We start from the raw sequence: 13,737 nt of genomic DNA on the forward strand, positions 1-13,737 counted from the left end.
GCGCCGGTCAGACCGCTTCTGCGGCCTCCGGAAGCTCCTCCGCCAGGAGCCGGGTGATGTCCCGGACGGCGGGGAGTTCCTTGTAGTCCCGCGCGGCGATGTCGACCGTCTTGCGGATACGGGTGTTGACGCGCTCGGAACGGACCTTCTTGGCCACCTTCATGGCCTGGCCCAGCATCACCGTGCTCTGCTCCGGCTCGCTCTGGAGGAGGTGCACCGTCGCCATGCCGACCAGGTTGAGCGCGTAGGAGCGCTGGTGCTCGGCGTCCTGGGCGAAGAGCTCGACGGCCTTCTTCATCAGCGGCTCGGCCATCGACGCGTAGATGGGGCTGCGGCCGGCGACGTAGGCGAGGTCGCGGAAGGAGTGGGAGTTCTCGCCGTGCAGCTCGGCCTCGGTGAAGAAGCCGATCCAGTCCGGGTCCGGCTCGTCCCAGTCGTCGGCGTCGGCGAAGGTGTCCTCGGCCATCCGGACCGCGCGCTTGCACTTGCCGGGCTGGCCCATGTTCGCGTAGGCGCGCCCCTCCATCGCATACAGCATGGCCTGGGTGCGCGGGCTCGCGCAGTCCCGGCTGCCGTACTGGGCGAGGTGGATGAGCTCCAGCGCGTCGTCGGGCCGGCCGAGGTGGATCATCTGCCGGCTCATGGAGGAGAGGATGTACGAGCCGAGCGGCTTGTCCCCGGCCTCCTTGGCCGCGTGCAGCGCCAGGACGAAGTACTTCTGCGCGGTGGGCTGGAGCCCCACGTCGTAGCTCATCCACCCGGCGAGCTCGGCGAGCTCGGCGGCGAAGCCGAAGAGGCGCCGCGCGGTCGGCTCCGGGTGGCTCTCCTGGAGCAGGTCGGTGACCTCGTGAAGCTGGCCGACGACCGCCTTGCGGCGCAGGCCGCCGCCGCACTGGGCGTCCCACTGGCGGAACATCTCGATGGTGGTGGCCAGCTGGTCGAGCTCCGGCCCGGAGAGCCCGCCGCGGCGGCCGCCGGAGGGACCGGTGGACACGGAGGAGGCGGACGACGGCGACGGCGCGTCCAGCGGCGACGACGGGGAGGGCACCAGCCAGCGCTGCATGGGCTCGATCAGCGAAGGGCCGGCGGCGAGCCCGAGCGAGGTGCCGAGGAAGCCCCGGCGGGCCAGCATGAGGTCGCTGCGGGAGAACTCGCCCAGCAGCGCCACCGTCTGCGGCCCGGTCCACGGCAGGTCGACGCCGGCCGCCGAGGGCGCCTGGTGGGCCGTGCGCAGGCCGAGGTCCTCGACGGCCACGACGCAGCCGAAGCGCTCGGAGAACAGCTCGGAGAGGATCCGGGGGATGGGCTCGCGCGGGTTCTCGCCGTCCAGCCAGCGGCGGACCCGGGAGGTGTCGGTGGAGACGTGGTTGGCGCCGAGCTGGCGGGCCCGGCGGTTCACCTGCCGGGCGAGCTCGCCCTTGGACCAACCGCTGCGCACGAACCACGAGTTGAGCAGCTCGTTAGGGCGCTTCTCGGCGTTCGTCCCGCCGTCACCGTTGCCGCTCACTGGAACGCCCCCATCCATCCCTGAAGACCTTTCGGGTCCCTGCACGGGCCCGGTCGTGTCTGCGAACAGCCCTATCAGAATGCAGCCGGACCGTCCTTCGGTTCGGCGGAATCCCCGGGTTCCGGGTCGGTATCCGCCGTCGCACCTTTCACCGGAAGCCCACCTGTCACTCTCCGTGACCGGGCCGCGGTCGGAAGAATCCTTGGCGGGCCGGGCCAAGAGGTGCTTCTGGCAAGTCCGATCGGGCATGTGCCACAAGCCTTGCATACTCAACGTAGCCTCACGATCACCGCTCCAGCCACGCTGGTTCGGGAAACGCCACCTTTCGCCACCCCTTCGGATGAACTCTGGTGCCGCTGACCGCGATTCACTTGACCGGGAGCGTCGGAAACCTGTCCGGAGGGCCGGATTGGAGCTCGATGCATCGAGGGGGCGCGAAGGGCCGCTCGCACCACCTCACGCACCACCACGCGCGGTGCGAACCGGGCGAGTCGGGACGAGAGGGCGGGTATTCGCAACTCAGCGTCACGACGAACCCCCGGCACGTAACCAGCCACGCGGCGGACCCGTTGGAGAGGGCATGGGCTTCACGATCGGCGGTATGCGGGAGCGTTCCGGCGCACGGTCCGGAGCGCGCGTCGGCGTGCGCCGACGGGGCCGCTCCTCGGAGTGCACCGCGGTCGCCGAGTTCACCGGCCTCTGGGGCTGGGACGTGGTGCCGGGTGCGCGCGTGGCGCCCGGCGGCCGGGACTGCTCGTGCGGCCGGGCCGACTGCCCGGAACCCGGCGCCCATCCGCTGGCGTACGCCCCGGAGATCTCCGCCGGGTCCACCCTCGACGACGTGACCCGCGCCTGGTCCGACCATCCCGGCGCCGCCGTGATGCTGCCCCTGGGCCGGGCGTTCGACGTGCTGGAGGTGCCGGAGACGGCCGGGCGGCTGGCCGTGGTGCGGCTGGAGCGCATGGGTCTGCCGGTGGGGCCGGTGACGGTCACCCCCGAGCGCCGCGCCCAGTTCTTCGTCGCCCCCGGGGCCGCCGCCGAACTCCCCTCGCTGCTGTACCGGATGGGGCTGGACGACCGGGGGCCGTCGGGCGAGGAGGAGGCCCGGGCGGCGCGCCGTCCGGCCGGGCTGCGCGCCCTGGGCGCGGGCGCGTACGTGACGGCGCCGCCGTCGGACCGTGGCGGACGGGGCCCGGTGCGGTGGCTGCGGCAGCCGGCCCTCGACTCCGCCGCCGGCCTCCCGGCCGCACGCCTGCTCCTCGGCACCCTCGCCTACGCGGCCCACCGCTCCCCCCGCACCTGACCCCACCCGCGGAACCCCGCCGCGGCGCTCGCACCGCAGCGGCAGCGGCAGCGGCAGGGAAAACGGCAGACGCCCGCCGTCCCGGGCCTTCCGGGGGGCGGGCGTCTGCCGTGCGGGGGCGTCGCGCAACGGGGCCGTCGCGCGGCGGGGTCAGTCGCCGATGAGGGCGTCCACGAACGCCTGCGGCTCGAAGGGCGCGAGGTCGTCGGCGCCCTCGCCGAGGCCGATCAGCTTGACCGGCACGCCCAGTTCCCGCTGGACGGCGATCACGATGCCGCCCTTGGCGGTGCCGTCCAGCTTGGTGAGCACGATGCCGGTGATGTTCACGACCTCGGCGAACACCCGGGCCTGCACCAGGCCGTTCTGGCCGGTGGTGGCGTCCAGGACCAGCAGCACCTCGTCCAGCGGCGCCTGCTTCTCGACGACCCGCTTGACCTTGCCCAGCTCGTCCATCAGGCCGGTCTTGGTGTGCAGCCGGCCGGCGGTGTCGATCAGCACGACGTCGGAGCCGATCGTGATGCCCTCCTTGACGGAGTCGAAGGCGACGGAGGCGGGGTCGCCCCCCTCCGGCCCGCGCACCGTGTGGGCGCCGACCCGCTCGCCCCAGGTCTGCAGCTGGTCGGCGGCGGCGGCGCGGAAGGTGTCCGCGGCGCCCAGCACCACGGTCTTGCCGTCGGCGATGAGGACGCGGGCCAGTTTGCCGGTGGTGGTGGTCTTGCCGGTGCCGTTGACACCGACGACCATGACGACGCCCGGGGTCCCCTCCTTCGCGTCCGTCCTGACGGAACGGTCGAAGGCGGGGTCGAGGATCTGCACCAGCTCCTCGCGGAGCAGGACGCGCAGCTCCGCGGGGGTGCGGGTGCCGAGCACGCGGACCCGCTCGCGCAGGCGCTCCACGAGCTCCTGGGTGGGCTGCACGCCGACGTCGGCGGTGAGGAGGGTGTCCTCGATCTCCTCCCAGGTGTCCTCGTCGAGGTGCTCGCGGGAGAGCAGGGTCAGCAGGCCCTTGCCCAGCGCGTTCTGCGAGCGGGAGAGGCGGGCGCGCAGCCGGACCAGGCGGCCGGCGGTGGGCTCGGGGACCTCGATCGCCGGGGCGGCGGGCTCCACCGGGACTTCTTCGACCAGGGTGGCGCCGGTGGGCGATGCGGGGAGGTCGACCTCCTCGATCGTGCGGCGTTCCTCGTCCCGTGGGGTCTCGGCCTCCTCGCCGACCGTGGGTTCGGCGGGCGGGGCGGTGATGTCGGGCGCGGACGGTGGCGGCGGGGGCAGCGACTTCTTGCGGCGACCTCCGACGACGAGGCCGGCAAGGGCGACGAGGGCCACCACCGCGATGACTACGGCAAGGATGACGGTGTCCATAACGCGTCCCAGTATCGGCCATGGGGCGCGCCGTGCCCCGGTCCGCGCCCCGGTGGGTTCCGCGCGCGGGGCGTCCGCCCCGGTCGCCCCGGCCGGCGCGGCCGCCGCGCGGTGCCCGCCAGGGGGTGGCCGCCGGTCTCATCGCGGCCGCCCGCGGTGCGCGCACGGGGTGGCCGCCGGTCTCACCGCAGGCGCTGGCTGATGACCTTCGAGACGCCGTCGCCCTGCATGGAGACGCCGTACAGCGCGTCGGCGACCTCCATCGTCCGCTTCTGGTGCGTGATGACGATCAGCTGGGAGGACTCCTGCAGTTCCTGCATGATGCGGATCAGCCGCTGCAGGTTGGTGTCGTCCAGCGCGGCCTCGACCTCGTCCATCACGTAGAACGGGCTGGGACGGGCTTTGAAGATGGACACCAGCAGCGCGACGGCCGTCAGCGACCGCTCCCCGCCGGAGAGCAGGCTCAGCCGCTTGACCTTCTTGCCGGGGGGCCGGGCCTCGACCTCCACGCCGGTGGTCAGCATGTTGTCCGGGTCGGTGAGGATCAGGCGTCCCTCGCCGCCGGGGAAGAGGCGGCCGAAGACTCCCTCGAACTCGCGGGCGGTGTCCCGGTATGCCTCCGTGAACACCTGCTCGACCCGCTCGTCGACCTCCTTGACAACCTGGAGCAGGTCGGCGCGGGTCTTCTTGAGGTCCTCGAGCTGCTCGCTGAGGAACTGGTGGCGTTCCTCCAGGGCGGCGAACTCCTCCAGGGCGAGCGGGTTGACCTTGCCGAGCTGCTGGTAGGCGCGTTCCGCGGCCCGCAGCCGCTTCTCCTGCTCGCCGCGGACGAACGGCCGCGGCGAGTTGCGCGGATGCTCCGGGTCCTCCGGCAGCTCCTCGCCCTCGGCGGGCGGCGACGGCGGGACGGGCTGGTCCGGCCCGTACTCGGCGACCAGGGCCTCCGGCTCGACGCCGAGTTCCTCCAGGGCCTTGGTCTCCAGCTGCTCGATCCGCAGCCGCTTCTCCGCGCCCAGCACCTCGCCCCGGTGGACGGAGTCGGTGAGCTTGTCCAGCTCGGCCTTGAGGTCCCGTCCCGCGGTGCGGGCGGCGGCGAGCTCCCGCTCCTGGCGGGCCTTGGCGGCCTCGGCGGCCCCGCGCTCGCGGTCCGCGCGCCGCAGGGACACCTCGACGTGGGCGAGGAGCTGCCGCGTGCCGGCCGCCACGGCTCCGGCGACGGCGGCCTCGTGGCGCATCCGGGCCTTGCGGCGTTCGGCGCGGGCGCGGGCCTCACGTTCGGCGCGGGCGGCACGGTCGAGGGAGTCGGCGCGGCCGGCCAGCGCCTTGACCCGTTCCTCGTGGGTGCGCAGCTGGAGCCTTGCCTCCATCTCGGTCTGCCGGGCGTTGGCGCCGTCGGCGGCGAGCCGGTCGCGCACCGAGGTGTCCGGCTCCTCCTCGGCCGGCAGTTCCTCGGCGACGGCCAGCCGTTCCGCCAGTTCCTCCACGTCGGTGAGCGCCTTCTCCAGCGCCTCCTGGGCGCGGGCGGTGGCGGCCTCGGCGCGTTCGGCCTCCCCGGCGGCCCCGCGGGCCTGGCCGGACAGGCGGCCGAGCTGCTGGGAGACCCCGGACTTCTCGCGGTCGGCGGCCCGGCGGCGTTCTCCCAGTTCCTCGACCTGGGCGGCGCGGGCGGTGCGGCGCCCGGCGGCCAGCCGCTGCGCTTCGGTGAGCTCCGTGCAGCGGAACTCGAGGTCCTGGAGCGCGGCGGCGGCCTCGTCGACGGAGGCCTGCACCTCCAGCAGGCTGGGGGCGGCGGCCGAGCCGCCGTGGGCGTGGTGGGCGGCGAGGAGGTCGCCCTCGGCGGTGACGGCGGTGAGGTCGGGGCGGGCGCGGACCACGTCCTCGGCGTCCTCGAGGGTGCCCACCACCACCACGCCGCGCAGCAGGCGCCGGACGGCGGGCAGCAGGTCGTCGGGGCCGTCGACGAGGTCGCCGGCGTGCGGCCAGTGCTCGTGGCGGGCCTCGTCGGGGGTTCCGTCCGCTCCGGCGAGGATCAGCGAGGCCCGGCCGGCGTCCTGTTTGCGCAGCAGGCGCAGCGCGTCGGCCGCCGCCGCGGGCGAGGCGGCGGCGACCGCGTCGGCGGCCGCGCCGAAGGCCGCGGCGAGGGCGGCCTCGTGACCGGGGGTGACGCGGAGGAGTTCGGCGGCGGGGCCGAGGAGACCGGTGAGGGTGTCGCGCGCTTCGAGCAGGGCGCCGGTGCCGTCCTTGCGGCGCAGGCCCAGGGCGAGGGCGTCGTGCCGGGCGCGGGTGGCCGCGCGTTCGCGTTCGGCGGCGGTGAGGGCCTCGCGTGCGGCGGTCAGGGCGGCGTCGGCGTCGGCGAGGGCAGCCTTGGCCTCGTCGTGCTGTCCGGCGAGTTCGGTGTCCTCGGCGTCGAGGCCGTCGACCTCGGCCTTGAGGGCCTCGTACTCCTCCTGGGCGGTGACGGCGCGGGCGCGGGCCTCGTCGCGGGAGGCGGTGAGGCGGTCGATCTCGGCCTGGGCGGCGGCGGCCCGGGAGCGGGCGGCGCCCACCTGGCCGCTGAGCCGGGCCAGGCCCTCCCGGCGGTCGGCGATGGCCCGGGCGACGTCCTTGAGGCGGCGTTCCTCGGCGGCGAGGGAGCGTTCGAGTTCCTCGCGGTGGGCGACGGTGTCCTCCAGGGCCCGCTCGGCGGCCTCCAGGGCGGCCTCGAGTTCGGCCTCCTGCTCCCTGACGCGGGCGGCCTCGCGTTCCATCTCCTCCGGGTCGCGGCCCCGGCGTTCCTCCACGGGCGCCGCGGTGGCGCTCTTCACCCGTGCGTCGGCGAGCGAGACGGTGCCGCGGACGCGTTCGGCGAGCTGGGAGAGCTCGTACCAGGTCTGCTGGGCCCGCTGGAGGCGCGGGGTGAGGCGGCGGACCTCGTCCTCCAGCAGCGCCTCGCGGCGCAGCGCCTTGCGCAGTTCCTCCTCGGTCGCCTCCTTGCGTTCCTTGAGGGCGGCCTCGTCGGCCACCTCGGCCTGGAGCGCCCGGCGCAGTTTCACCAGGTCGTCGGCGAGCAGCCGGAGCCGGGCGTCGCGCAGGTCGGCCTGGATGACGGCGGCGCGGCGGGCGACGGCGGCCTGGCGGCCGAGCGGCTTGAGCTGGCGGCGGAGCTCGTCGGTGAGGTCCTGGACGCGGGCCAGGTTGGCCTGCATGGCGTCCAGTTTGCGCAGCGCCTTCTCCTTGCGCTTGCGGTGTTTGAGGACGCCGGCCGCCTCCTCGATGAAGGCGCGGCGGCCCATGGGGTCGGCGTGCAGTACCGAGTCGAGCTGGCCCTGGCCGACGATGACGTGCATCTCGCGGCCGATGCCGGAGTCGGAGAGGAGTTCCTGGATGTCCAGCAGGCGGCAGGTGTCGCCGTTGATCTGGTACTCGCTGCCGCCGTTGCGGAACATGATCCGCGTGATGGTGACCTCGGCGTACTCGATGGGGAGGGCGCCGTCGGAGTTGTCGATGGTGAGGGAGACCTCGGCGCGGCCCAGTGGGGGGCGGCCGGTGGTCCCGGCGAAGATGACGTCCTCCATCTTGCCGCCGCGCAGCGACTTCGCGCTGTGCTCGCCCATGACCCAGGTCAGCGCGTCCACCACGTTGGACTTGCCCGAGCCGTTCGGTCCGACGACACAGGTGATCCCCGGTTCGAACCGGAGGGTGGTCGCGGATGCGAACGACTTGAAGCCGCGGAGGGTCAGGGCCTTGAGGTGCACGCCGGTGGACTTTACCGGCCGGTCCCCGTCCACTCCATGAGCCGACGCCCCGATCCGGTTTCACGCGGCGGGGCGGCGGGCAGATCAGACTCACGGGATCGACGGCGGGGGCCGCATGCGCACGGCTCCGGCGTCGGAGGGGCTCCGGCAGGGGCCGCCCGTACGACGGACGGGTGACAGGACGGCGGCGACCACGCCGACGAGGTGGCGGGGCCGGGCGAAGGGCGGGAGTGGGAAAGGCGAAAGGGACGCCGAGGGCGTCCCTTGAGGCACCGGCGAGGTGCGGGCTCGGCTCCGGCCCGCGGACGTGCCGGATCAGGTGAGCGCGGGCTCCGCCGGGTGTGCGTCGATGCTCTCCATGGTCTGCATGATCCTGTCGCGAGAAGCGGCAGCCGCCAGCGCGTCCTTCTCGGCCTGGATCCTGACGAGCTCGGATTCCAGGTCCTGGACGCGCTGCTGGAGCCGTCGCATCTCGGCGAGGAGTCGCGGGTCGGAGCCGCCGACGTAACCGAGAAGCGCCTTTGCCATGATGGATGGTCCTCCACACTGAGTGACCGACCGATGCGGTGGTGGGTCGTGAGGGAATTGCACCCGTAGTGCCCGACACTGCGGTTCCAGAGACACCGCGGTCGCAGACCGGTGACTTCGTGCCGCTGTTTCCACATGCCAAACAGCTAGGGTGCGCGGGGCTTTCAGAGTCTCACCAAAAAGTTTGACGGTCAACACGATCACGCCCCGTATCGACGGTGTCCTCGCGGCGCTCGGCGCGGATGTCTTCGCGCGGCGTCTCCTGCGGGGCCCGGGGGCGTGCGGGTCATCCTGTCGTGTGGCGACGGCCATGACAAGCCCGTTGCGCCGGTCACCTGGACTTTTCCTCGGCGGCGCGCTCGGCCGGGGCCCGGAGGGCGGTCTTCCGGCCCGTGCGGGAGACGGCTTTCAGCGGATCTCGAAGCCGGTGTAGCCGCCGCGAGGTGTGTCCCAAATCTCGGTCACGCCGTCCACGCGACCCGGCGTGTCCTCTCCCTCCAGCCACTCCAGCAACCGGCGGCAGTGCTCGCGCGGACCCTCGGCGACGACCTGCACGCGACCGTCCTGGAGATTGAGAGCAAAACCACGCAGGCCGCCGAGCTCCAGAGCCTTCGCTCGCGTGAACCACCGGAATCCCACGCGCTGTACGTTTCCGCGGACCCAGGCCACCAGTCGTGCATCGTCGTTCATGTGTGCACGCTAACCGAGCAAAAGTCTCACCGGACTCCCACACCCTCTGCGGCAATGCGGTAGCGTCCCCCCTCGACCCAGCAAAACTCACCCGTTCGGGTGAGTCGCGAGGACCGCAGCACCGAGAAGGGCCAGCAGAGGAATGGGACGCCACCGACGCTCCGCCGCCGGCCGCAAGGGCAAGGGCGGCACCCCCCGCGCCAACGGCGCCACCCCGGGAGCCACCGGCCCCGAGGCCGGGCACGACGCGGGGCACGAGCAGTACCGGACGACGCACGACGCCTACGGCTCGTACCCCTACGGCTCCAACAGCCCTTACGGATCCGGCTACGGCCATGACTCCGGCATCGGCTACGGCTCCGACTCCGGCTCCGGCAGCGACTTCGGCGACACGTACGGTGACGGCGCCTACGCGCGTAGCGACGCCTACCTGTTCGGAACGGAGGAGCGGCAGCAGGGTCCCGTCCACCCGAGCCCCGTCCACCAAGGCCCCGTCCGCCAGGACGCCCCCACCGCCGCGCTGCCCGTGCGGCGCGAGGTTTCCACGGGCCGTGCCCCCGGGGCGAGGCGTCAGCACCGCCCGGTGCGCAACGGACTGCTCGGCGTCTCCGCGGCCCTGGCCATCGGTGTGGTGGCCGCCGCGACCGGCCTGGTGCCGGGCCTGGACACCTATCGGCTCGGCGGCGACGGCTCGGTCCGCGCGGTCGACGGCCCCGGCAACGCCGAGACCCAGCAGGGCGGCTCCGGCGGCCGGGTCGACCCCGGGGCCTCCTCGGGCACCCCCGGTACGGAGTCCGCGAAGCCCTCGCGGTCCGCGTCCCCCTCGGCCCCGGAGAAGGACAGGAAGAAGGCCGAGCCCTCCCCCACGCGCACCCCGCAGAAGACCGCCACCCCGGACGAGCCGGCCCCCTCCACCAAGGCGCCCGCCCCGGAGAAGCCCGCGTCCGGCGGCGGTGCCGACCTCTCCCAGGAGGACGCCGCCCGCGCCCAGGTCCTCCAGCTGGTGAACCAGGAACGCGCCGCCGCCGGGTGCAGCCCGGTCAAGGCCGACAGCGGCCTCACCGAGCTGGCCGACGACTTCAGCAGCGCCATGGCCGAGCAGGACTTCTTCGACCACACGGACCCCAGCGGCGCGACCCCCTGGGACCGCGCGGCCGCCGCCGGCGTGAGCAACCTCGGCGGCGAGAACATAGCGCGGGGCCAGGCCGACGCCGCGGCCGTCATGGACGCCTGGATGCAGAGCGACGGCCACCGGGCCAACATCCTGAACTGCGACTTCAAGACCCTCGGCGTGGGCGTCCACTTCGCCTCCGGCGGCCCTTGGTGGACCCAGGACTTCGGCTACTGAGACAGCCGGTCGACCGGTCGTCACGCGGGTCGCTCCGGCTCGACGGTCGCCCCGACGCCACGGCGGCGGAGGAACAGCGCCAGCACCTCCATCTCGACGAGCGTGCCGACGAGACCGTCCTGGGCGAGTCGCGCCGCCTGCGTCCGCGCCGCGCCCAGGGGCAGGTCCAGCGCTTCCCGGAGGGCCCGCAGCACGGGGACCAGGTGCGGCACCTCGCCGGAGAGGCGCAGCCGCGCCGGGCCGTGCACCCGCAGCAGGACCTGCCGGACGCTCTCGGGCGTGACGGGGCCGGTGTCCTGTTCGCACCACGCGTTCGGGCAGTCGGCACACCGCCCTTCGGTGCCCCACCGCAGCCTGCCGTCGTGGAAGAACTGACCGACGTCGCAGGTCGTGGTGGATCCACATGCCTCGCACCGCCCGGTGACCGTCGCGCCTTGCGTGATCATCCGCGTCCCCCTCTGCGTGCCGTCCGACGGTCACCGGGCCCGGGGCGGCCTCTGGCAGCGGGGGCAGAAGTAGCTGGACCTGTTCATCCACGGGCGTCGCCGCATGGGCGTGCCGCAGCGGCGGCAGGGCAGGCCCTCGCGGCCGTAGGCGTCCAGGGAGCGGTCGAAGTAGCCGGACTCGCCGTTCACGTTGACGTACAGGCTGTCGAAGCTGGTGCCGCCCACCTGAAGGGCCGCGGACATCACGTCACGGACGTGGCCCAGCAGCTCCGCCGTGCGCGGGCGGGTGAAACCGGCCGTGGGGCGCTCGTAGTGCACGCGGGCGCGCCACAGCGCCTCGTCGGCGTAGATGTTGCCGACCCCGCTGATCAGCGACTGGTCCAGCAGCGCCCGCTTGACGGTGGTGCGACGGCGGCGCAGCGCCTGGTGGAAGGCCTCGTCGTCGAAGAGGGGGTCCAGCGGGTCGCGCGCGATGTGGGAGATGACGTCGGGCAGGCCCTCGGTGTCGGTCGGGTGCAGCGAGAGCCCGCCGAAGGTGCGCTGGTCGACGAAGCGGAGCTCGGTGCCGAGTCCGTCGTCGAAGCGGATCCGGATGCGCAGGTGCTTCTCGTCCGGGGCGTCGTGCGGCTGGACCAGCAGCTGGCCGCTCATGCCGAGGTGGGCGAGGACGGCCTGGTCCACGTCCTCCAGCGGCAGCCACATGTACTTGCCGCGACGGCTGGGCACGCCGACGCGGTGGCCGGCCAGGCGGCGGGCGAAGTCCTCGCCGCCCGCGAGGTGGCGCCGTACCGCGCGCGGGTGCAGGACCTCGACGGCGTCGACGGTGCGGTGGGCGACCCATCGTTCCAGGCCGCGCCGGACGACCTCGACCTCGGGCAGTTCGGGCATGGCTCGGTCTCCCCCGTGGGCTGGGCGTGGGCGAACGCCCGCCCCCGGTGGTCCGGGGGCGGGCGTTCGCGGGTGTACTGCGGTGGTCCGTGCGCGCCGCGCACGGGCCGGCCGGACGGGCCGGGTCAGGCGGAGGCCTGCTCGGCGTCGGCCGGTCCGCCGCCACGCGGCGTGCCGGCCTGCGACGTGCCGGCCTCGCCGGTCGGCTCCGCCTCCTCGGCGGCCGAGGCCGCCGATTCGGCCGAGGCGGCGTCGGACGCGACCGCGTCCGCGCCGGTGTCGGCGGCGGGCGTCGCGGCGGCGGCCTCCACGGCCTCCGCCTTGGCCCGCTCGTCCGCGGCGGCCCGGATGGCCCGCCAGGCGGACTCCGCGGCCTGCTGCTCCGCTTCCTTCTTGCTGCGGCCGGTGCCGGTGCCGTACGAGACGCCTCCGACGCGGGCGGCAGCAGTGAAGGTCTTCTCGTGGTCGGGGCCGGTCTCCGTGACCAGGTACTCGGGAACGCCGAGCCCCTCGGTCGCGGTGAGCTCCTGGAGACTGGTCTTCCAGTCCAGGCCGGCGCCCAGGTTCGAGGACTTCTCGATCAGCGGGTCGAACAGGCGGTGCACCAGCTCCGCCGCCGCGTCCAGACCCTGGTCCAGATAGACCGCGCCGATCACCGCTTCGAGGGTGTCGGCGAGGATGGATGCCTTGTCCCGGCCGCCCGTGCCCTCTTCACCGCGGCCGAGCCGGATGAAGGAGCCGAGGTCGAGCCCACGGCTCACCTCGGCCAGCGCGCGCGAGTTGACCACCGCGGCCCGGAGCTTGGCCAGCTGGCCCTCCGGGAGGTCGGGGTGGACCCGGTACAGCGTGTCCGTGACCACCAGGCCGAGCACGGAGTCCCCGAGGAACTCCAGCCGCTCGTTGGTGGGCAGGCCGCCGTTCTCGTACGCGTAGGAACGGTGGGTCAGCGCACGCACCAGAAGGGCGGACTCGAGTTGGTACCCGAGCCGCCCTTCCAGAAGCGTGTGGGACGAGGCCGTGTCCGCCTTCTTGGCGTTGGACATGGAGCCTCTCACCAGCCGCTCAGACCTCGAGGACCTGGCGCTTGTTGTACGTGCCGCAAGACGGGCACGCGATGTGCTGCTGCTTGGGCTCGTGGCAGCGCTCGCACGACACCAGGGTGGGGACCGCAGCCTTCCACTGCGACCGGCGGTGGCGCGTGTTGCTGCGCGACATCTTCCGCTTCGGAACAGCCACGGCTACTTCTCCTGCTTCTCGTCGGCGCGTGCTGACTGAGGCGCGCCGCCGCTCATCTCGTCCTTATCGCCGGGTTCGAGTGAACCGGCGAGTCCCTGCAGAGCCGCCCAACGGATGTCGACGGCGTCATGGTGGTGGTCCGGGTCGTCCGCCAGCCGCACCCCGCACTCGGGGCACAGGCCGGGGCAGTCTTCCCGGCACACCGGCTGCATCGGCAGTGCGAGTACCACCGCGTCACGCAGCACGGGCTCGAGGTCGAACATGCCGTCCTCGAGGTGCAGAGTGTCCTCGTCGTCCTCGGCGTCGTCGCCGGGCTCCGCCTTGGGGCGGCCCCGGTCGTCGGCGTCAGGGTACGAGAACATCTCCTGGAAGTCCGCCACGAGCTGACGCTCGAGCGGCTCCAGACACCTTACGCACTCCCCCTCGGCCTTCGCACGGGCGGTCCCCGTGACGAGGACGCCCTCCAGGACCGACTCCAGCCGGAGCTCGAGCTCGACCGGGGCGCCCTCCGGCACTCCGATCACGTCGGCGATGCCGAGGTCACGGGGCGCGTCGACCGTCCTGGTCAGGCGCTGCAGCGCACCGGGCCGCCGCCCCAGCTCATGCGTGTCGAACACGAGAGGGTCGCGGTGGTCGAGGCGGGCGTTCTGAGCCATTCCAGCCTTAGGTCTGCGAAGAGATGAGGGGGGACGTCGCGC

The 13,737-nt window shown here is 73.5% G+C and carries 12 protein-coding genes; 2 read left to right on the forward strand and 10 right to left on the reverse strand.

The genetic code is table 11. The features are described 5' to 3' along the window. Positions 1 to 7: 7 nt before the first annotated feature. The gene (nsdA, locus tag ACWD3O_RS07155) at positions 8 to 1,507 is read right to left on the reverse strand and encodes a transcriptional repressor NsdA (protein WP_451415104.1); all 1,500 of its coding nucleotides are present in this window, start codon (positions 1,505 to 1,507) and stop codon (positions 8 to 10) included. Between the two features lie 580 nt (positions 1,508 to 2,087). On the opposite strand from nsdA, the gene ACWD3O_RS07160 reads away from it, so the two are divergent. After that, positions 2,088 to 2,810 (forward strand): bifunctional DNA primase/polymerase, encoded by a 723-nt coding sequence (locus ACWD3O_RS07160; RefSeq protein ID WP_451415105.1) that lies wholly within the window; start codon positions 2,088 to 2,090, stop codon positions 2,808 to 2,810. A gap of 150 nt (positions 2,811 to 2,960) precedes the next feature. On the opposite strand, the gene ftsY is transcribed toward ACWD3O_RS07160, so the two are convergent. The 4 genes from ftsY to ACWD3O_RS07180 form a co-directional block, all read right to left on the reverse strand. Further along, entirely contained in the window at positions 2,961 to 4,169 is a 1,209-nt protein-coding gene (gene ftsY, locus ACWD3O_RS07165) for a signal recognition particle-docking protein FtsY (RefSeq protein ID WP_451412085.1), read from the reverse strand. Positions 4,170 to 4,351: 182 nt separating this feature from the next. Next, the gene (smc, locus tag ACWD3O_RS07170) at positions 4,352 to 7,903 is read right to left on the reverse strand and encodes a chromosome segregation protein SMC (protein ID WP_451415106.1); all 3,552 of its coding nucleotides are present in this window, start codon (positions 7,901 to 7,903) and stop codon (positions 4,352 to 4,354) included. A gap of 315 nt (positions 7,904 to 8,218) precedes the next feature. Then, positions 8,219 to 8,431, reverse strand: coding sequence for a hypothetical protein (locus tag ACWD3O_RS07175; protein WP_451415107.1), 213 nt, complete (start codon positions 8,429 to 8,431; stop codon positions 8,219 to 8,221). Between the two features lie 408 nt (positions 8,432 to 8,839). Then, entirely contained in the window at positions 8,840 to 9,121 is a 282-nt protein-coding gene (locus ACWD3O_RS07180; RefSeq protein ID WP_451415108.1) for an acylphosphatase, read from the reverse strand. Between the two features lie 142 nt (positions 9,122 to 9,263). Between ACWD3O_RS07180 and ACWD3O_RS07185 the strand changes: the two genes are divergently transcribed. Continuing rightward, positions 9,264 to 10,469 (forward strand): CAP domain-containing protein, encoded by a 1,206-nt coding sequence (locus ACWD3O_RS07185; protein ID WP_451415109.1) that lies wholly within the window; start codon positions 9,264 to 9,266, stop codon positions 10,467 to 10,469. A gap of 20 nt (positions 10,470 to 10,489) precedes the next feature. Here ACWD3O_RS07185 and ACWD3O_RS07190 read toward each other — a convergent pair whose 3' ends face one another. From ACWD3O_RS07190 to ACWD3O_RS07210, 5 genes are all read right to left on the reverse strand, one after another. Beyond that, the gene (locus ACWD3O_RS07190; protein ID WP_451415110.1) at positions 10,490 to 10,915 is read right to left on the reverse strand and encodes a hypothetical protein; all 426 of its coding nucleotides are present in this window, start codon (positions 10,913 to 10,915) and stop codon (positions 10,490 to 10,492) included. A gap of 30 nt (positions 10,916 to 10,945) precedes the next feature. Next, complete coding sequence (gene mutM / locus ACWD3O_RS07195) at positions 10,946 to 11,803, reverse strand: bifunctional DNA-formamidopyrimidine glycosylase/DNA-(apurinic or apyrimidinic site) lyase (protein ID WP_451415111.1); 858 nt, start codon at positions 11,801 to 11,803, stop codon at positions 10,946 to 10,948. 125 nt (positions 11,804 to 11,928) lie between these two features. After that, the gene (gene rnc, locus ACWD3O_RS07200; RefSeq protein ID WP_451415112.1) at positions 11,929 to 12,846 is read right to left on the reverse strand and encodes a ribonuclease III; all 918 of its coding nucleotides are present in this window, start codon (positions 12,844 to 12,846) and stop codon (positions 11,929 to 11,931) included. 19 nt (positions 12,847 to 12,865) lie between these two features. Further along, complete coding sequence (gene rpmF, locus ACWD3O_RS07205; RefSeq protein WP_052859918.1) at positions 12,866 to 13,039, reverse strand: 50S ribosomal protein L32; 174 nt, start codon at positions 13,037 to 13,039, stop codon at positions 12,866 to 12,868. Positions 13,040 to 13,041: 2 nt separating this feature from the next. Next, entirely contained in the window at positions 13,042 to 13,695 is a 654-nt protein-coding gene (locus ACWD3O_RS07210; RefSeq protein ID WP_451412093.1) for a YceD family protein, read from the reverse strand. Positions 13,696 to 13,737: the final 42 nt, after the last annotated feature.

The sequence above is a fragment of the Streptomyces sp. NPDC002640 genome (genome assembly GCF_053592575.1).

What these genes read in the sequence shown, in the direction of transcription:
- ACWD3O_RS07210 (WP_451412093.1), bottom strand. Translation starts at nt 13,695, where the DNA reads ATGGCTCAGAACGCCCGCCTCGACCACCGCGACCCTCTCGTGTTCGAC.
- mutM (WP_451415111.1), bottom strand. Translation starts at nt 11,803, where the DNA reads ATGCCCGAACTGCCCGAGGTCGAGGTCGTCCGGCGCGGCCTGGAACGA.
- rnc (WP_451415112.1), bottom strand. Translation starts at nt 12,846, where the DNA reads ATGTCCAACGCCAAGAAGGCGGACACGGCCTCGTCCCACACGCTTCTG.
- ACWD3O_RS07160 (WP_451415105.1), top strand. Translation starts at nt 2,088, where the DNA reads ATGGGCTTCACGATCGGCGGTATGCGGGAGCGTTCCGGCGCACGGTCC.
- ACWD3O_RS07190 (WP_451415110.1), bottom strand. Translation starts at nt 10,915, where the DNA reads ATGATCACGCAAGGCGCGACGGTCACCGGGCGGTGCGAGGCATGTGGA.
- ACWD3O_RS07175 (WP_451415107.1), bottom strand. Translation starts at nt 8,431, where the DNA reads ATGGCAAAGGCGCTTCTCGGTTACGTCGGCGGCTCCGACCCGCGACTC.
- ACWD3O_RS07185 (WP_451415109.1), top strand. Translation starts at nt 9,264, where the DNA reads ATGGGACGCCACCGACGCTCCGCCGCCGGCCGCAAGGGCAAGGGCGGC.
- ftsY (WP_451412085.1), bottom strand. Translation starts at nt 4,169, where the DNA reads ATGGACACCGTCATCCTTGCCGTAGTCATCGCGGTGGTGGCCCTCGTC.
- ACWD3O_RS07180 (WP_451415108.1), bottom strand. Translation starts at nt 9,121, where the DNA reads ATGAACGACGATGCACGACTGGTGGCCTGGGTCCGCGGAAACGTACAG.